This is a genomic window from Candidatus Delongbacteria bacterium, assembly GCA_041675285.1.
In the GTDB taxonomy this organism is placed as follows: domain Bacteria; phylum CAIWAD01; class CAIWAD01; order CAIWAD01; family CAIWAD01; genus CAIWAD01.
The window spans coordinates 115,215-128,864 of record JBAYTZ010000003.1; the positions used below are offsets into that span (position 1 = coordinate 115,215).

The following is a 13,650-nucleotide window of genomic DNA, read 5'->3' on the forward strand; positions in this document are numbered from 1 at the left end:
TGGGGTTTTCATTTTCAGGAGAGACGTAATGACAGCGGAACCGGGCGGGATGCGGCGCCAGGATCGCGAGATCCTCGAGCGGCGCGAACTGGACGAACTGCTCCACGCGGCCGGGGTCTGCCGGCTGGCGCTGGCGTGGGACGACGAGCCCTATCTGGTGCCGCTCTCCTTCGGCTACGACGGCCGGCGCCTCTACTTCCACACGGCCCTGAGCGGGCGCAAACTGGACTTCGTGGCGCACAATCCGCGGGTCTGCTTCGAGGTGGAGGAGGAGCCGCGCGTGGTGGAGCACCCCGAGCGTGGCTGCGCCTGGGGCGTCGCCTACGCCAGCGTGATCGGTTACGGCCGGCTGGTGGAGCTGCTGGACGAGGCGGGGCGCAAACAGGGTCTGGACGAGATCATGCGGCACTATTCCGGCCGCGCGGACTGGCCCTATGCCCCGGCCGTGCTGGCGCGCACCCGCGTCTGGGCGCTGGAGATCGAATCCCTGACGGGCAAGCGGGCGCCGGGCAAGCCGGAAGAGGACTGAAGCCTTGGCCGGGACGCAGCCCCTTCCTTAGCTTGCAACGCAATTCCAGCCAGGCTGTGTGGACCACTGCATGACCCTCGCCTCCGCCCCCTCCACCCCCGCTCCGCCGAACGCCGGCGGCCGCTGGCGCGCCGTGGTCCGCGCGCTGCACCACCGCAACTACCGGCTCTTCTTCATGGGACAGGGACTCTCGCTGGTGGGCACCTGGATGCAGCGCGTGGCGCTCTCCTGGCTGGTCTACCGGTTGACGGACTCGCCCTTCCTGCTGGGCTTGGTGGGCTTCGCCGGGCAGGTCCCCAGCTTCCTGCTGGCCCCGCTGGCCGGCGTGTTCGCCGACCGCGTGGACCGGCACCGGATCCTGGTGGTCACCCAGGCGCTCTCCATGCTGCAGGCCCTGCTGCTGGCCGTCCTGGTGCTGGGCGGCTGGATCCAGATCTGGCACGTGCTGGCCCTGAGCATGTTGCTGGGCGCCATCAACGGCTTCGACATGCCCGTGCGCCAGACCTTCCTGATCGAACTGCTCGACGACCGCCGCGACCTGGGCAACGCCATCGCGCTCAACTCCAGCATGTTCAACGGCGCGCGGCTGCTGGGGCCGCCGCTGGCTGGCCTGCTCATCGCCCTCACCGGCGAGGGCGTCTGCTTCCTGCTCAACGGGATCAGCTACGTGGCCGTGCTGGGCTCGCTCTTCGCCATGCGCCTCAAGCCGCGGCATGTGGCGGATCCGCGCCGGCCGGAGCGTCAGGGCCTGGCCGCCGGCTTGGCGGAGGGCTGGCGCTACGTGCGGGGCAATCCGCCCATCTGGGCCATCCTGATGCTGCTGACCGTGTTCAACTTCGTGGTGATGCCCTACACCGTGCTGTTGCCGGTCTTCGCGCGCGACGTGCTGCGGGGCGGCCCGGACACCCTGGGTCTGCTGATGGGCGGCGCGGGCCTGGGCGCACTGGGCGGCGCGCTCTACCTGGCCTCCCGGCGCAGCGTGCTGGGCACCGGGCGCCTGATCACCCTGGCGGCGGGCGTGTTCTGCCTGGCGCTGATCGCCTTCAGCCTGACCACCCGCCCGCTGCTGGCCATGGCGCTGATGGTGCCGGTGGGCTTCGGGCAGATGGTCCAGATGGCGGGCAGCAACACGCTGCTCCAGTCGCTGGTGGACGACCCCATGCGCGGCCGGGTGATGAGTTTCTACACCATGGCCTTCATGGGAACCTTCCCCCTGGGCAGCCTGATGCTGGGTTTCGTGGCCGAGCGCTGGGGCGCCGGCCTGGCGGTGGGCGGCGGCGCGCTGGCCTACCTGATCTGCGCGGCCATCGCCCTGCCGCGCCTGCCCCGGCTGCGCGCGCTGGCGCACGCCGTCTACCGGCAGCGGGGGATCCTGCCCCAGGAGTCCGCCGGCGTGGCCTGAGTCCGCGCCGCCGAATGCGTGCGGCGGTCCCGGGCGGCAGTGCGATATTCCAGCCAAAGGAACAGGAGATCACCCCATGTTGCACCGCGCCTTCCTGCCGCTTACGCTGTCGATTCTGCTGCTGATGGCGGCCTGCAGCACCGTGCCGCTGACGGGACGCCGCCAGCTCTCGCTGATGCCGGCCTCCCAGATGCAGGCCATGAGCTATCAGGAGTACGACGGCTTCCTCAAAGAGAACAAGCTGAGCACCGACGCCGCCAAATCGGCCATGGTCAAGCGCGTGGGTCAGCGCATCCAGCTCTCCGTCGAGCAGTACATGCGGGAGAAGGGTCTGGGCGCGCAGCTCGCCGGCTACGCCTGGGAATTCAACCTGGTGGAGAGCGACGAGGTGAACGCCTGGTGCATGCCCGGCGGCAAGGTGGTGGTCTACACGGGCCTGCTGCCCGTGGCCCAGGACGAGACCGGCCTGGCCGTGGTGATGGGGCACGAGATCGCCCACGCCATCGCCCGGCACGGCGACGAGCGCATGAGCCAGAACATGCTGCAGCAGTTCGGCGGCCTGGCGCTTTCCACCTACCTGGAGACGAAACCCGCCGAAACCCAGCAACTGTGGATGACCGCCTACGGCGTAGGCAGCACGGTGGGCGTGATGCTGCCCTACAGCCGCACCCACGAGAGCGAGGCCGACCACATGGGCCTGATCTTCATGGCCATGGCCGGCTACGATCCGGCGGCCTCGCTGACTTTTTGGGAGCGCATGGCCGCGGGCAAGTCGGGCGCGCCGCTGGAGCTGCTCAGCACGCACCCCTCCGACCAGACGCGCATTGCCAACCTGCGCAAGCTGCTGCCCGAGGCGCGCAAGCGCTACCATCCGCAGGGCTGAGGTCGACGGGAAACTCGAAAGGGCGCACCATGGACGGGATGGCGGAAGCCTTCTGGCTGGGTCTGCAGCGCAGCGACCGCTTCATCACGGTCTTCACCAGCCGGCTGGTGGAGGAGGACTGGCGGCGGGTGCCGCCGGGCTTTCCCAATTGCGCCCTCTGGACCCTCGGCCACCTGGCCTGGTACCGCGGCCTGTTCCTGGATCTGCTGACCGGCCGGCCGCGCCAGGGCGAGGACTGGAGCGCCTGGTTTGCCAAGGGCTGCACGCCACCCGCGCCGGATGATCTGCCGGATCTGGCCACCTGCCGGACGCGGTTGGAAGCGGGGTTGGAGGACTGGCGCATCTACCTGGAGCGCGCCACCGACGCGGAACTGCGCGCCCCGCTGCCCGAACCATCGGTCTTTTTCGCTTCGCGCGCCGAACTGCTGGCGCACTTGACGCACCACGAGGCCCATCACACCGGCTGTCTCTCCATGCTCAGCCGGGCTCTGGGCCGGGAGAAGGTGCTCTAGGAATCTGGCTGGGGTGACGAGAACCGCCAAGGATGCACGTCCGACGGACTCCGGGGGACCGGCGCGGACCTGACAGCCCAAGCGGGCCCAGCTTGAACCCAAGCCCGCGATTTCCTTCCTTCCAAAGGGTGAATTCGCATGGACACAGGTCGGGGGAACCGGGCGTGAAGCCGCACATCCTGTTGGTTGAAGATGAAGACGCGGTCCGCGAGATCAGCACGCAGATGCTGACCATGCTGGGCTATCAGGTGACTTCGGTCGTGGACGGACCCGAGGCCATCGGCGTGTTCACCCGCGAACCGGACCTGTTCGACCTGTTGATGCTGGACATGAACCTGCCCGGCATGTCGGGCCGCCAGCTGCTGCAGGAGCTGCGCAAGCTGCGCCCGAACGTGCGCGCCATCTACTGCAGCGGGGATCCCGAGCCCGACTCGTCACCCGGGGACCCGCCCCATCTCTACAAGCCCTACCGCTTGATGGAATTGAAGTCCTGCATCGAGTCCCAATTGTCCTCCTCCAGGTAGGACCGGAAGGGGCGAGGAGACCGTGTCGCATCCCGTCAGCCCGCCCACTCACCCTGCGGCTCCCGCCCGCCTCTCCCTGGCCGGCGACAGTCTCGAACAATTGCGCGCCCGGCTGATGACCGACGGCCAGGCCTCCTTCCGCGCCGACCAGGTCTTCAACTGGATCCATGCCCGGCGCACCTTCGACTTTGACGAAATGACCAACCTGGCCAAGAGCCTGCGCCTCCACTTGAACGAGCGCTACAGCGTGGTGGACCTGGATGTGCGGCGCCGCGTGCGCAGCCAGACCTCCAACTGCGAGAAGTTCCTCTTTGGCTTGGCGGACGGCGCCCGCATCGAGGCCGTCTGGATGGGCTTCGAGAAGCGCAGCACGCTCTGCGTCTCCACCCAGGTGGGCTGCGCCCTGGACTGCGCGTTCTGCGCCACGGCCACCATGGGCTTCCGCCGCCACCTGAGCGCCGCGGAGATCGTCCAGCAGGTGCTGTGGGTCACGGCCCAGCCGGGGCTTGAGCTCAGCAACGTGGTGTTCATGGGCATGGGCGAGCCGCTGCACAACTACGAGAACGTGGCCGCGGCCCTGCGGCTGCTGCACGACGACCGCGGGCTGGCCCTCAGCCGCCGCCGGATGACGGTCTCCACCGCCGGCCTGGTGCCCCAGATCCGCCGCCTGACCGAGGACGATCTGCCCTGCAAGCTGGCGGTCTCGCTCAACGCCGTCACCAACGAGAAGCGCTCGGCCCTGATGCCCATCAACCGCAAGTATCCGCTGGATCCGCTCTTCGCCGCCTGCAAGGAATGGACGGAGGCCACGGGTCAGCGGGTGACCTTCGAGTACATCCTGATGGAGGGTGTCAACGACGGCCCGGACGATATCCGCGGACTGCGCGCGCGCCTCTCGCGCCTGCCCTCCAAGCTCAACCTGATCTACTACAACCCCACCGAGCGCGGCTTCCAGAGCAGCGGGCAGCCGGTCTACCAGCGCTTCTTCGACGAATTGCAGAACGCGCCCTTCACCGTCACGCTGCGCCAGAACATGGGCACGGACATCGATGCCGCCTGCGGCCAGCTGCTGGTCAAGGAGGAGCGGGCGGAGGCGGCAGAATGACGCGCACTCCCACCCCCGAGCCCAGCGGACGCCCGCCGCGGCAGGTCGTGGAGCAGCCGGACCTCTCGGTGATCGTCGTGCACTACAACACCGAGGAGCTGACCCGCGCCTGCCTGAATTCCATCCGTGCGGAGGCCCGCGACCTGGCCTGCGAGGTCTTCCTGGTGGACAACGGCTCCAGCGACGGCTCCGGCGAGCGGCTGGCCGCGGCCAACGACTGGCTGCACTTCCTCCGGCTGGAGCGGGGCGTAGGCTTCGGCGCCGCCAATAACGTGGCCGCCCGGCTGGCCCGCGGCCGCCACGTGCTCTTCCTCAATTCCGACACGGAGGTGCAGAACGACGCGCTGCGGCGCGTGGTGGCCTTCCTGGACGAACATCCCCGCGCGGCCCTGGCCGGCTGCCGCCTGCTCAAGGGCGACGGCACCCTGGACAGCGCCTGCCGCCGCTCCTTCCCCACGCCCAGCGTGTCGCTCTGGAAGATGCTGGGCCTGAACCGGCTCTTTCCCCGCAGCCGGCGCTTCGCCGCCTACGACCTGCGCTATCTGCCCCAGGACGAGCGCTATCAGGTGGACAGCCTGGTGGGCGCCTTCCTGATGGCGCGCCGCGCGGACCTGCCCGCCGGTCCCTTCGACGAGGACTACTTCTTCTACGGGGAGGACATCGACCTCTGCTACCTGGTCAAGCAGCGGGGCCGCGAGGTCTGGTACCTGGGCGACATCAGCATGCTGCACCGCAAGGGCGGCACCACCAACAAGCGCGAGCCGTGGGTGATCTTCCACTTCCACGACTCCATGCGCATCTTCTACAACAAGCACTACCGCGGGCGCTACACGCTGCCGCTGACGATCCTGGTCTTCACCGGCATCTATCTGCGCATGGCCGTGTTCCTGCTGATGAACCTCTTCAAGACGCGCCGCAGCTGATGGCCCGCTACCTGCTCCGCGCCGGCCTGGTCCTGCTGGATCTCAGCTGCCTCTGCCTGGCCTTCTGGCTGGGCTGGTGGACGCGTTTCAACCTGCTGCCGCCGCTCCTGCCCGGGCTGGTGAGCGTGCAGCAGCCCTGGAGCCTCTACCTGGAGATCCTGCCGCCGACCTTTCTCCTGCTGGTGATCTTCGCCACGCGCTCGGGGCTCTACCGCTTCACCGACACGGACCGCCGCCGCCAGGTCTACGGCTCGCTGCAGGCCGCGGCCTGGTTGCTGCCCGTGGTGCTGGCCTACCTGGTGCTGTTCCGGCTGGACTACGAATTCAGCCGCTTGGGGACCCTGTTCGCCATGGGCTGGCTGCTGCTCCTGCTGCCCGCGGCGCGTTCGCTGGTATTCGCGCTCATCGAGGGTCTGGGCGTGCTGCGCGCCCCCACGCTGTTCATCGGAAGCCAGGAGCGCGTGGAGGCCTATCTGGAGGCCGTGGGCCGGCGGCGCTACCAGCGGCGCAACATCCTGCTGGGGCGCTTTTCGCCCAGCGAGCTCTTCGACGAGAGCGGCCAGGACTTCACGCCCGCGCGCAATGCGGAGGTGGAGCGCCTGCTGGGCGAGGGTCGGCTGCAGAAGGTGGTGGTGTTCCTGGAGGGCCTGCCGCGGCGGCGGGTGACCACCGTGCTGCGGAAATTCGAGATCCGCGTGAAGACCATCAAACTGGTGCCCGACGCGGCCAGCATGGCCTTCATGGGCGCGCGCATCGTCCGGCCCGACGCCCGGCCGCTGCTCAGCCTGCGGCAGAACCTCTGGCGGCCCGCCGTGCGGGCCCTGAAACGCACGCTGGACCTGGCCGTGGCCTTGGCGGCGCTGCCCGCCGTGCTGCTGGTCATCCTGCTGGCCGCGCCCTGCCTGGGCTTCCGGCCCCTGATGCGCATCCGGCGATACGATCTGGCCCGGCGGCCCATCCACCTGCTGCAGCTGCGCGTGGACTACGAGCAGGGCGGCTGGCTGTTCCAGTCCGGCCTCTATAAGCTGCCCGAACTGCTGGGTGTGCTGCTGGGCCGGCAGAGTCTGGTGGGGCCGGCGCCGCTCATCGAGCGCGAGTTCGATCTCTACGGCGGAAACGGCGCGGCCTTCGCCCACATCCGGCCTGGCCTGACCGGCCTCTGGCAGGTGACCGACTACGGCTACTTCGAGCCCGGCCAGCGCCTGGCTCTGGACATGTACTACACCATGAACTGGAGCCCGCAGCTGGATCTGCGCATCCTGCTGGAATCCGCCGGCAAGGCCCTGCGCAGCCTGCGGCGGCCGCGGGTGGGCGGGCTGCGCTCCTGACTCCACGTGCCGGAGAAATTCCCATGCGACGAGAAGCTTCCTTCGCCTGGCTCTGCGCGCTGCCCGGCGTGCGCCGCGCCCAGCTGGCCGCCGACGGCCGTGCGGGGCTGGAGGGCCTGTCCGGCGACGGCCCCTGCCTGCGCACCGACAGCCGGCACTGCCGGCCGGGCGACCTGTTCGTGGCGCTGCGCGGCACGGGCCGGGACGGCCACGACTTCGTGCCCGGGCTGCTGGGGCAGGGCGTGACCTGCGTGGTGGAGCGCGCCTGGCAGCTGGAGCAGCCGGAGGCGCTGCGCGCGCTGCCCGGACAAATCCTGGTGGAGGACACGCGCGACTGGCTGCCCCGCGCGGCGGCCCGCATCGCCGGGCTGGAAGGCGACGAGCTGCGCGTCCACGGCATCACGGGCACCAACGGCAAGACCAGCACGGCCTGGATCCTGCAGCAACTGCTGCGCCTGGAGGATCCGCGCGCCGGACTGGTGGGCACCATCTGCAGCCGGCTGGGGGACGACGAGCCGCGGCCTTCCGCGCTGACCACGCCGGACTCCCCCTGGCTGGCGGCCTTTGCCCGCGGCCTGTTGGACCAGGGCGGCCGGCATCTGGTGATGGAGGTCTCCAGCCACGCCATCCACCAGCGGCGCGAGGCCGTCTTCGGCTTCCAGAGCGCCGTGTTCCTCAACCTGAGCCCCGAGCACCTGGACTACCACGCAGGCATGGAGGACTACTTCCGCGTCAAGTCCTCCTTCCTGCGCCGCCCGGAACCCGCCCTGCGGCTGGTGAACGTGGACGACCCCTGGGGCGCGCGGCTGGCGGAGGGCCTGGACCCGCTGCCCGTCAGCACGCTGGGGCACGGGCCCGAGGCGGAGTGGCGGATCACGGATCCTTGTCTCACGCCGGAGGGCCAGACTTTCACGCTCAGCCGGGGCGGGGAGCGCCACGCGCTGGCGATTCCCATCCACGGCGACTTCCAGGTGGGCAACGCGGCGGCGGCCTGGATCACGGCCCGCTGCCTGGGTCTGCCCGCCCGCGAGCTGACGGAGGCCCTGGCGCGCATCGAACCCGTGCCCGGGCGGATGGAGCCCGTCCGGTTGCCCGGCGGGCCGCGCGTGCTCATCGACTACGCCCACTCGCCCGACGGCTACGAGAAGGCCCTGGCCGCCGTGGCGAAGTTGCCGCGCCGGCGCCTGCACGTGCTGTTCGGCTGCGGCGGCGAGCGCGACCGCGGCAAGCGGCCGGTCATGCTGGAGATCGTGCTGCGCCACGCGGAGCGGGTCTGGCTGAGCCTGGACAATCCGCGCCGGGAGGATCCGGAGCAGATCTTCGCCGACATCCTGGCCCGCCAGGGCGGGGATCCGCGCATCACGCGCATCGACGACCGCGCCGCGGCCATCCGCGCCATGCTGGCCGACGCCGGGCCGGAGGATCTGCTGCTGCTACTGGGCAAGGGCCATGAGCGCTACCAGCTGCTGGGAATGGACAAGCTGCCCTTCGACGAGCGCGCCGTGCTGCGCGGGGCCTGGGAGACGCGCGCATGACTCGATCCATCCACGAGGTGCCCCGCGGCGGACATCTGCTGATCATCGGCGCGGCCCGCAGCGGGCTGGCGGCGGCGCGCCTGGGCGTGGCCCGCGGCTATCGGGTCAGCCTGCGCGACGACCACCTGGCGCCGCAGGAACTGGCGGAGCGGCTGGACGGGTTGCCCGTGGAGATCGTGCGCGAATCCGGCCTGCCCGTCGGCGTGGACCTGCTGGTGCCCAGCCCGGTGATTCCGCCCCGCCATCCGCTGGTGGCCCGGGCCCTGGAGCTGGGGATCCCGGTCCACAGCGAGCCCGATTTCGCCCGGGCCTGGTTCCGCGGTTCCGTGCTGGCCGTGAGCGGCTCCAACGGCAAGACCACCACGACGCTGCTTGCCGAGGCCGTGCTGCGGGCCTGCGGACTCTCCGCCACGGCCTGCGGCAACGTGGGCCATCCCTTCAGCCTGGTGGCGCTGCGGGCGGATCAGCCCGCCTGGGCCGTGCTGGAGATCTCCAGCTACCAGCTGGAACTCAGCCGCTGCCTGCGGGCCCGTTGCGGCCTGCTGCTCAACATCAGCGAGGATCACCTGGCCCGCCACGGCGACATGGAGGGCTACCTGGAGGCCAAGTGGCGGCTCACGGCGCAGCTCACGCCGGACGGCTGCCTGGTTTACAACGGGGGCGATCCCCTGCTGGCGCCGCGGGCCCGCGGCCTGGGCTGCCGGGTGCGCGCCTTCCGCGCAGGGCCGGGTCCGGCGGAGGCCCGGGTGGACGGGGCCGGGCTCTGGCTGGCGGAGCAGGCCGGCGGACCCTTCATCCGGGCCGGCGAGCCGCGACTGATCGGCGCGCACAACCTGGAGAACCTGGCGGCCGTGCTGCTGGCGGCCCGGGACCTGGAGCTGGACCTGACCGCCGTGCGGCGTGCCATGTTGGACTTCGCCCCGGTGGAGCACCGCATCGAGACGGTGGCCGAGCGCGCCGGCGTGCGCTGGATCAACGACAGCAAGGCCACCAACGTGGACTCCACGGCCAAGGCTCTGGCGGGCTTCCCTCCCGGCGGCGTGATCCTGCTGGCTGGCGGCGAGGCCAAGACCGACGACTACCGCGCGGTGGAGGAGCTGGTGCTGCGCCACGTGCGCGAGCTGGTGGTTTACGGGCGCGACGGCGCTCTCATCGGCGACTGGTTCCAGGGCAAACTGCCCGTCCATCGCGTCGCAGGCCTGGAGGGCGCCGTGGCGCTGGCTGCCGGGCTGGCCCACCCGGGGGACGTGGTGCTGCTCAGTCCCATGTGCGCCTCCTTCGACCAGTTCGCCAACTTCGAGGAGCGCGGCCTGCGCTTCCGGGACTGGGTGCGCGCGCTGCCCGAGGGCGGCCCCGTCCAGCGTCCCTGACGGCCTCCCGCCCGGACCGAACTTGACTCCCCCCGCGCCATTGCGTAGCATGGAGTCCATGCTACTCTGGCGCCATGATTCTCACGTTTCATGACCAGGGCACCGAGGATGTCTTCTACGGGCGGGACAGCGTCCTCGCGCGGCGGGCCTGCCCACGTCAGCTGGTGGCGGCTGCCCGCAGGCGGCTGGAGCAGATTGACTCCGTCCGCTTCATCGAGGAATTGCGCATTCCGCCCGGCAATCGCCTTGAGCCGTTGGCGGGGAATCGCAGCGGCCAGCACAGCATCCGCATCAACCGGCGCTTCCGCATCTGTTTCACGTGGGGATCGTCCGGCCCGCTGGATGTGGAGATCGTCGACTACCACCGGTAGGAGAAGGGATCATGATTCGCATACCGACCCATCGGCCCCCGACCCATCCCGGCGAGATGCTGCTGCTGGAGTTCCTGCAACCGATGGGACTTTCGCAGAAGCGGCTGGCTGAGGGCATCCAGGTCCCTTATCAGCGCGTCAACGAGTTGATCCGCGGCAAACGGGGGCTAACTCCCAGCACGGCCCTGCGTTTGTCGAAGTTCTTCGGAAACACGCCCGACTTCTGGCTCAACCTGCAACTGCGGTGGGACCTGTTCCATGCCCTGCGGGCGGAGCAGGAGCAACTGCGGCAGATTCGGCGCTTTCGCTTCACCTCAAGCGCGGCCTGACCCATGCCTTCCACCAAACCCATCGGCATCTTCGATTCCGGCGTGGGCGGCCTGACCGTCGTGGCCCGCGTGCTGGAACTGCTACCCCGCGAGGACATCATTTATTTCGGCGACACGGCCCGCGTGCCCTACGGCATCCGCAGCCCGCGGGTGATCCGCGAATTCAGTCGCGAGATCGCCGCCTGGCTGGTGGCCCGCGGCGTGAAGGCGCTGGTGGTGGCCTGCAACACGGCCAGCGCCGTGGCCCTGCCCGCGCTGCGCGAACTGGTGGACATCCCGGTGATCGGCGTGGTGGAGGCCGGCGCCCGGCAGGCCATGGAAGCCACCCGCACGGGCGAGGTGGCCGTGATCGGCACCGCCTCCACGGTCAACAGCCGCGCCTATCCCGACGCCGTGTCCCGGCTGGACGCCCAGGTGCGCACCCTCTCCCGGGCCTGCCCGCTCTTCGTGCCCATGGTGGAGGACGGCATCGTGGAGGGTCCGGTGGCCGAGGCCGTCATCCGGCACTATCTGGCCGACATTCGCCAGTCGCGCATCGACACGCTGGTGCTGGGCTGCACGCACTATCCCCTGCTGCAGGGCGAGATGCGCCGCGCCCTGGGTCCCGAGCTGCGCATCGTGGACGCCGCCGAGGGCACGGCCGTGGAGTTGTCGGAAATCCTCACCCGGCTGGATCTGGCCACGCCCAACTTGGAGACGGGCCGCCGGCGCTACGTCTTCAGCGACCGCACCGACGCCTTCCAGGCCCTGGCCCGCCGCATCCTGCCCGGCTTCATGGGGGACATGGAGACCGTGGACGTGGAAGGGGGCGAGTTCCGCGACGCGCTGCGCCTGCTGGAGTCTCAAGCAGGCCAGGCGTAGCCAATTCCCTTCCCCCGCCCCCGGCGGGAGAAGGCGCCGCGCAGCGGCGGGGGATGGGGGCACTCGCTGCTTTCAAGCATGCCAGCGAGGCGGGGATTGACCATCAGGAGCTCTCATGACGGATGCCCAGCGCCTCAACTTCTCCTTCGTGCTGCCCGGCCGGCTGGCCGGACTGGCCTGGCCCTTTCCCCGGCGGGAGGCCCTGGACAGCGGCGCCTTCCTGCGCTCCCAGGGCATCGGCCTGCTGGTCAACCTGAGCGGGGAGGCCTACGACCCGCAGCAGCGCGCCAGCCTGGCTGGCATCGAGCTGCTGGACTTGCCCGTGGACGACTTTTGCCCGCCGGAGCCGGCGCAGGCTGATCACTTGTGGGCGCGGCTGGGCGCGCTGGCGCCCGGCCGAGCTCTGGCCCTGCACTGCGCGGCGGGGATGGGCAGGACGGGCACGCTGCTGGCCTGCCTGCTGGGTCGCGAACTGGGGCTGGACGGCCCCTCCGCCGTGGCCCGGGTGCGTCAGCTGCGGCCGGGCAGCGTGGAAACTGTCGCCCAGGAGGAGCTGGTGGAGCGCTGGCTCCAGCGCGGTACGGAATAACCCGACACCAACCCCTCGCCCCGACATTTTTCTGCCTCGTCCACGATCCTCTTCCAACGTGGACATTTCTGGCGGAGGCTCTCCGCCCGCTGCCACAGCGGCCTGCAACCCCGTCTACCTCCCTGGACCCGCTCTCGCGCTCGCTGGAGGCCCTGCCGGGCTCTCAAGCTTTTTTTGATTCTCCCGACAACACAACTGTCCAGCGACGCAGGGGGACGATGAGACCTCAGGCGCAACGGACGCCACGTGTATCCAGGAACGACAGACGGCAAAAGAGTGATCGCGGACTTTGTTCGTTAGCAGGTCGCAATCCAAGGGGGATTGACTGATGAGTCTGAGAATCAACCAAAACTCGTTGTCCATTGGCGTCCATCGCCAGTTGGGCATCACGCAGAACGCCCTTGATCAGGCGGTCACCCGGCTCTCATCCGGCCTGCGCGTCAACTATGCGTGGGACGATCCGGCGGGACTGGCTGTGTCGGAGCGGATGCGGGCACAGATCTCCAGCATGACGGAGGCGGAGCGCAATGCGAACTACGCCATCAACATGCTGGCCACCGCCGAAGGAGCCCTGGCGACCATCGACGAGAAGCTGATCCGCATGCGGTCCCTGGCCGTGGAAGCCTCGAACGGCACCATGAGCAGCCTGGACCGGAGCTACCTGGACACGGAGTTCCAGCAGCTCAAGAGCGAGATCACGCGCATCGCCGCGGTCACCAACTACAACGGCCTTCACCTGATCGACGGCACCTATTCCGAGGGAGCCTCGGGAACGGGCGCCCAGGGCATCAAGCTGCACATCGGCACCTACAACGTGTCCGGTGAGGACTATTACTACCTGCATCTGGCCGACATGACCGCCTCCGGTCTGGGCCTCATGCCGGTGAATCTGTTGAACACGGCTGCCGCCCAAAGCGCCATCGACACCATGGACACGGTCATCGACACCAAGGACACCGAACGCACACGCATCGGCTCCTATGTCTCCCGCTTGCAGGCCACGGTGCAAAACCTGCAGGTCTCCAAGGAGAACGCCACGGCATCGGAGAGCATGATCCGGGATGCGGACATGGCGGAGGAAATGTCGGCCTTCACCCGGGCCCAGATCCTCATGCAGTCCGGCATCTCCATGCAGGCGCAAGCCAACCAGATGCCCTCCATGGTGGCCCAGCTGCTGCAAGGCTGATCGATCAGTTTCGGCAGAACAAGGAGCCGGCGTTCCCTGGAACGCCGGTTTTCCTTTGTCAGACCGGTTGACGCGCCCGCTTCCGAGCGACCCGCTCCCCGCCGCCCCGCCCTGCCGATTCCGCCCGGATTTCCACTTATTGGAGCCCGCGGCGGGCCGTTTCCCCGGCACCGCCGCCCGATTCCCGCCCGGGCAGGCCCACA

The 13,650-nt window shown here is 69.4% G+C and carries 15 protein-coding genes; all 15 read left to right on the forward strand.

What is annotated here, in order from left to right:
- Window positions 1-28 precede the first annotated feature (28 nt).
- The 15 genes from WC326_04020 to WC326_04090 all read left to right on the forward strand — a co-directional run bounded on the left by WC326_04020 (window position 29) and on the right by WC326_04090 (window position 13,447).
- A complete protein-coding gene (locus WC326_04020) occupies window positions 29-529 on the forward strand; it encodes a pyridoxamine 5'-phosphate oxidase family protein (GenBank protein MFA7330221.1) in 501 nt (166 codons plus the stop codon).
- Window positions 530-599: 70 nt separating this feature from the next.
- Complete coding sequence (locus tag WC326_04025; GenBank protein MFA7330222.1) at window positions 600-1,931, forward strand: MFS transporter; 1,332 nt, start codon at window positions 600-602, stop codon at window positions 1,929-1,931.
- Between the two features lie 76 nt (window positions 1,932-2,007).
- On the forward strand, window positions 2,008-2,814 hold the full coding sequence (locus WC326_04030) for a M48 family metallopeptidase (protein ID MFA7330223.1): 807 nt from the start codon (window positions 2,008-2,010) through the stop codon (window positions 2,812-2,814).
- Between the two features lie 29 nt (window positions 2,815-2,843).
- The gene (locus WC326_04035; GenBank protein ID MFA7330224.1) at window positions 2,844-3,326 is read left to right on the forward strand and encodes a DinB family protein; all 483 of its coding nucleotides are present in this window, start codon (window positions 2,844-2,846) and stop codon (window positions 3,324-3,326) included.
- A gap of 164 nt (window positions 3,327-3,490) precedes the next feature.
- On the forward strand, window positions 3,491-3,850 hold the full coding sequence (locus WC326_04040; protein ID MFA7330225.1) for a response regulator: 360 nt from the start codon (window positions 3,491-3,493) through the stop codon (window positions 3,848-3,850).
- 22 nt (window positions 3,851-3,872) lie between these two features.
- On the forward strand, window positions 3,873-4,955 hold the full coding sequence (rlmN, locus tag WC326_04045; GenBank protein ID MFA7330226.1) for a 23S rRNA (adenine(2503)-C(2))-methyltransferase RlmN: 1,083 nt from the start codon (window positions 3,873-3,875) through the stop codon (window positions 4,953-4,955).
- Entirely contained in the window at window positions 4,952-5,878 is a 927-nt protein-coding gene (locus WC326_04050) for a glycosyltransferase family 2 protein (protein ID MFA7330227.1), read from the forward strand. Before rlmN ends, WC326_04050 begins: the two co-directional genes overlap by 4 nt.
- Window positions 5,878-7,206: a sugar transferase gene (locus WC326_04055; GenBank protein ID MFA7330228.1), complete on the forward strand. Its 1,329-nt coding sequence runs from the start codon at window positions 5,878-5,880 to the stop codon at window positions 7,204-7,206. The genes WC326_04050 and WC326_04055 overlap by 1 nt, the downstream gene beginning before the upstream one ends.
- Before the next feature lie 23 nt (window positions 7,207-7,229).
- On the forward strand, window positions 7,230-8,741 hold the full coding sequence (locus tag WC326_04060) for a UDP-N-acetylmuramoyl-L-alanyl-D-glutamate--2,6-diaminopimelate ligase (GenBank protein ID MFA7330229.1): 1,512 nt from the start codon (window positions 7,230-7,232) through the stop codon (window positions 8,739-8,741).
- A complete protein-coding gene (murD, locus tag WC326_04065; GenBank protein MFA7330230.1) occupies window positions 8,738-10,111 on the forward strand; it encodes a UDP-N-acetylmuramoyl-L-alanine--D-glutamate ligase in 1,374 nt (457 codons plus the stop codon). Before WC326_04060 ends, murD begins: the two co-directional genes overlap by 4 nt.
- A 74-nt stretch (window positions 10,112-10,185) precedes the next feature.
- Complete coding sequence (locus tag WC326_04070) at window positions 10,186-10,482, forward strand: type II toxin-antitoxin system RelE/ParE family toxin (protein MFA7330231.1); 297 nt, start codon at window positions 10,186-10,188, stop codon at window positions 10,480-10,482.
- 11 nt (window positions 10,483-10,493) lie between these two features.
- Window positions 10,494-10,811, forward strand: coding sequence for a HigA family addiction module antitoxin (locus WC326_04075; protein MFA7330232.1), 318 nt, complete (start codon window positions 10,494-10,496; stop codon window positions 10,809-10,811).
- Window positions 10,812-10,814: 3 nt separating this feature from the next.
- Entirely contained in the window at window positions 10,815-11,672 is an 858-nt protein-coding gene (gene murI / locus WC326_04080; GenBank protein MFA7330233.1) for a glutamate racemase, read from the forward strand.
- A 115-nt stretch (window positions 11,673-11,787) separates the two neighbouring features.
- Window positions 11,788-12,261 (forward strand): protein-tyrosine phosphatase family protein, encoded by a 474-nt coding sequence (locus WC326_04085; protein MFA7330234.1) that lies wholly within the window; start codon window positions 11,788-11,790, stop codon window positions 12,259-12,261.
- Between the two features lie 328 nt (window positions 12,262-12,589).
- Window positions 12,590-13,447 (forward strand): flagellin, encoded by an 858-nt coding sequence (locus WC326_04090; protein MFA7330235.1) that lies wholly within the window; start codon window positions 12,590-12,592, stop codon window positions 13,445-13,447.
- Window positions 13,448-13,650: the final 203 nt, after the last annotated feature.

Bases quoted from the DNA above. Each gene is read 5' to 3' on its own strand.
- WC326_04020 (MFA7330221.1), top strand. From the start codon at position 29: ATGACAGCGGAACCGGGCGGGATGCGGCGCCAGGATCGCGAGATCCTC.
- WC326_04025 (MFA7330222.1), top strand. From the start codon at position 600: ATGACCCTCGCCTCCGCCCCCTCCACCCCCGCTCCGCCGAACGCCGGC.
- WC326_04030 (MFA7330223.1), top strand. From the start codon at position 2,008: ATGTTGCACCGCGCCTTCCTGCCGCTTACGCTGTCGATTCTGCTGCTG.
- WC326_04035 (MFA7330224.1), top strand. From the start codon at position 2,844: ATGGACGGGATGGCGGAAGCCTTCTGGCTGGGTCTGCAGCGCAGCGAC.
- WC326_04050 (MFA7330227.1), top strand. From the start codon at position 4,952: ATGACGCGCACTCCCACCCCCGAGCCCAGCGGACGCCCGCCGCGGCAG.
- WC326_04055 (MFA7330228.1), top strand. From the start codon at position 5,878: ATGGCCCGCTACCTGCTCCGCGCCGGCCTGGTCCTGCTGGATCTCAGC.
- WC326_04060 (MFA7330229.1), top strand. From the start codon at position 7,230: ATGCGACGAGAAGCTTCCTTCGCCTGGCTCTGCGCGCTGCCCGGCGTG.
- murD (MFA7330230.1), top strand. From the start codon at position 8,738: ATGACTCGATCCATCCACGAGGTGCCCCGCGGCGGACATCTGCTGATC.
- WC326_04070 (MFA7330231.1), top strand. From the start codon at position 10,186: ATGATTCTCACGTTTCATGACCAGGGCACCGAGGATGTCTTCTACGGG.
- WC326_04075 (MFA7330232.1), top strand. From the start codon at position 10,494: ATGATTCGCATACCGACCCATCGGCCCCCGACCCATCCCGGCGAGATG.
- murI (MFA7330233.1), top strand. From the start codon at position 10,815: ATGCCTTCCACCAAACCCATCGGCATCTTCGATTCCGGCGTGGGCGGC.
- WC326_04085 (MFA7330234.1), top strand. From the start codon at position 11,788: ATGACGGATGCCCAGCGCCTCAACTTCTCCTTCGTGCTGCCCGGCCGG.
- WC326_04090 (MFA7330235.1), top strand. From the start codon at position 12,590: ATGAGTCTGAGAATCAACCAAAACTCGTTGTCCATTGGCGTCCATCGC.